The sequence below is a fragment of the Mesorhizobium sp. M7A.F.Ca.CA.004.04.2.1 genome (assembly GCF_004022825.1).
In the GTDB taxonomy this organism is placed as follows: Bacteria; Pseudomonadota; Alphaproteobacteria; order Rhizobiales; family Rhizobiaceae; genus Mesorhizobium.
The window spans coordinates 1-3,217 of record NZ_RZPH01000715.1; the positions used below are offsets into that span (position 1 = coordinate 1).

Genomic DNA, 3,217 nt, shown 5'->3' on the forward strand with positions numbered 1-3,217 from the left:
GCTGCAAGGCCTGTGGGAAAACGCCCCGATCCAGGCCAATGATTTGACCAAGGTGAAGTGGAGCGAGTGATCCCCCACCTTCCATGACCGCCTACCTCCTAAAACGCTTCGCCGTCGCGCTCGCCACGCTGGTGCTGGCTTCCATGGTGGTGTTCGCCGTCCTGGAGATCCTGCCCGGCGATCCGGCGCGGCTGATGCTGGGCCTGAACGCCAGTGCCGATCAGGTCGAGCTGCTGCGCAACCAGATGGGCCTCAACGCGCCGCTGGCCTTGCGCTACCTGCAATGGGCCGGCGGCCTGCTCAGTCTCGATTTCGGCCGCTCCTACACCTATTCGGTGCCGGTCATCGATCTGGTGCGCGAGCGGCTTGCCGTCTCGCTGCCGCTGGCGCTGATTGCGCTTGCGCTCTCCACCATCATCGCGATTCCCGTTGGCCTGTTTTCCGCCAGCCGGCGTGGACGCGCCGGTGACACGATTTCCATGGGCGCCGCACAGCTTGGCGTTGCCGTGCCCAATTTCTGGTTCGCGCTGATGCTGATCTATGTCTTCGCCGTCTGGCTGCGGCTGGTCCCCGCCGGTGGGTTTCCCGGCTGGAGTGCTGGCATCTGGCCAGCCTTGAAATCGCTGCTGCTGCCGGCGGTCGCACTTGCCTTGCCGCAAGCCGCGATCCTGGCGCGCGTCACCCGCTCGGCGCTGATCGAGGTGCTGAACGAGGACTATATCCGCACCGCCCGCGCCAAGGGCCTGCCCTATCGCGCAGTCTTGTGGCGGCATGCACTGCGCAACGCCATGATCCCGGTGCTGACCATTCTGGGCCTGCAGTTTGCCTTCCTGCTTGCCGGCACCATCATCATTGAGAATGTCTTTTACCTGCCCGGCCTCGGCAGGCTGGTGTTCCAGGCCATCACCCAGCGCGATCTGATCGTCGTCGAAAGCGTCGTCATGCTGCTGGTCGCCGCCGTCATCGCCGTCAACCTCCTCGTCGACCTTTCCTATGCGGTTGTCGATCCGCGCTTGAGAAGCCGGCAATGACACTGCAAATCGAGATGTCAGAAGAGACGTTTGGCAACATCCTGGGCAAGGCGTTCAGGAATACCGCCTTCGTGGCCGGTTTCGTCATCACGCTGCTGATCCTGGCAATGGCTGTAGTCTCTTATGGCTGGACGCCCTACGACGTCACCAAACTGGTGATATCGGACAAGACGCAGGCACCCTCGCTGGCGCACTGGTTCGGCACCGACCATTTCGGCCGCGACATTCTGTCGATGGTCATGGTCGGGGCCCGCAATTCGATTGCCGTGGCGCTGGTCGCGGTCGGCATCGGCATGGGGGTCGGCGTGCCGCTCGGCGCCTTTGCGGCGGCACGCGGCGGCCTCGTCGACGAGGCACTGATGCGGCTGAACGACCTCGTCTTCGCCTTCCCGGCTTTGCTGTCGGCGATCATGATCACCGCCATCTTCGGGCCAGGCGCGATCAACGCCATCATCGCCATCGGCATCTTCAACATCCCGGTCTTTGCCCGTGTCGCCCGGGCCGGCGCGCTGGCGATCTGGCCGCGCGAGTTCATTCTGGCCGCGCGCGCCGCCGGCAAGAGCAGCACGCAGATCACAATCGAACATGTGCTGCCCAACATCGCCACGCTGCTCCTGGTGCAAGGCACCATCCAGTTCGCGCTGGGCATCCTAGCCGAGGCCGGGCTTTCCTATCTCGGCCTTGGCGCGCAACCGCCAATGCCGAGCTGGGGCCGCATGCTGTTCGACGCGCAGACCCGCATGGTGGTGGCGCCATGGATGGCGATCTTTCCGGGCATGGCGATCGTTGTCGCCGTGCTGGGGCTGAACCTCCTGGGCGACGGCATCGCCGACATCCTCGATCCGAAATCGCGGCGGCAGCGATGAGCCTGCTCGACATCGAGAACCTGTCGCTGACCATCGGCGACACGCAGATCCTTAAAGGAATGGAGCTTTCCGTCGCGCCCGGCGAGGTGATGGGTTTGGTCGGCGAATCCGGCTCGGGCAAGTCGATGACCGCGCTGACGGTGATGCAGCTTCTGCCCCATGCCGCGCGCGCCACCGGACGCGTCACATTCGACGGCATCGACATCCTCGCGGCAACCGAGGATCAGATGTGCGCGCTGCGCGGCGACGACATCGGCATGGTCTTCCAGGAGCCGATGACGGCGCTCAATCCGGTCAAGACCATCGGCGAACAGGTTGCCGAAGGCATACGCTGGCACACCAAGGCCAGCCGCGCCGAGGCCGAAGACCGGGCGCGAAAAATGCTCGACCGCGTCGGCCTCCCCGAAGCGAAATTCCCAATGTCGCGCTATCCGCATGAACTGTCCGGTGGCCAGCGCCAGCGCGTCGTCATCGCCATCGCCTGCGCGCTGAAGCCGAAGCTGCTGGTCGCCGACGAGCCGACGACGGCGCTCGACGTGGTGCTGCAGGCGCAGATCCTCGACCTCTTGCGCGACCTCGTCGCCGAGAGCCGCATGGGCCTGCTCCTGATCTCGCACGACCTCGCCGTGGTGACCGAGATGGCGGACCGCATCACTATCCTGCGCCGCGGCGAGGTTATGGAAGCCGGCGACACTGCGCGCACGCTGTCCGAACAGTTCCATCCCTACACGCGCCAGCTGGCGCAGGCCTCGATGCATGTGCCGGCGCGCGCCAGGCCGCATGGCATCGAGACGAGCCGACCTTTGCTTCAGGTCGAAAGCGTGACACGCGACTATCCCGGACGGCGCACCTCATTGTTCAAACGCGCGCCTGGCATCCGCGCCGTCGACGATGTCTCGCTGTCGATGGCGCCGGGTCAGTCAGTGGCGCTGGTCGGCAGATCCGGCTGCGGCAAGTCAACGCTCGCCCGCATGATCCTGGCGCTGGATCGGCCGACATCGGGCTCGATCCGGTTTCGCGGCGAGACCATCACCGGCAAAAGCGAAGCCGAGCTGAAGCCGGCTCGCCGTGACATGCAGGTCGTTTTCCAGGATCCCTACGGATCCTTCGACCCGCGTCAGAAGGTCGAAAAACTAGTCGCCGAACCCCTGCATGTGCTGGAGAAGCAGCCGACACGCACCGAGCGCCGCGAAATGGTGGCGCATGCGCTGCACGAAGTCGGCCTCGGCATCAGCGACATGGACAAATACCCGAATGAATTTTCCGGCGGCCAGCGCCAGCGCCTGTCGATCGCCCGCGCCATCATCACCCGCCCCAAGC

3 protein-coding genes are annotated in these 3,217 nt (G+C 65.0%); all 3 read left to right on the forward strand.

The annotated features are described in order from the left end of the window. Window positions 1-83: 83 nt before the first annotated feature. Window positions 84-1,031: an ABC transporter permease gene (locus EN893_RS25740; protein ID WP_127269831.1), complete on the forward strand. Its 948-nt coding sequence runs from the start codon at window positions 84-86 to the stop codon at window positions 1,029-1,031. Further along, window positions 1,028-1,897 (forward strand): ABC transporter permease, encoded by an 870-nt coding sequence (locus EN893_RS25745; protein WP_127269829.1) that lies wholly within the window; start codon window positions 1,028-1,030, stop codon window positions 1,895-1,897. Before EN893_RS25740 ends, EN893_RS25745 begins: the two co-directional genes overlap by 4 nt. Beyond that, window positions 1,894-3,217 (forward strand): ATP-binding cassette domain-containing protein (locus EN893_RS25750; protein ID WP_164901100.1); only part of this gene is annotated, 1,324 nt, incomplete at its 3' end. The genes EN893_RS25745 and EN893_RS25750, both read left to right, overlap by 4 nt.

Excerpts from the sequence above, each read along its gene's own strand:
- EN893_RS25745 (WP_127269829.1), top strand. The coding sequence starts at position 1,028 with ATGACACTGCAAATCGAGATGTCAGAAGAGACGTTTGGCAACATCCTG.
- EN893_RS25740 (WP_127269831.1), top strand. The coding sequence starts at position 84 with ATGACCGCCTACCTCCTAAAACGCTTCGCCGTCGCGCTCGCCACGCTG.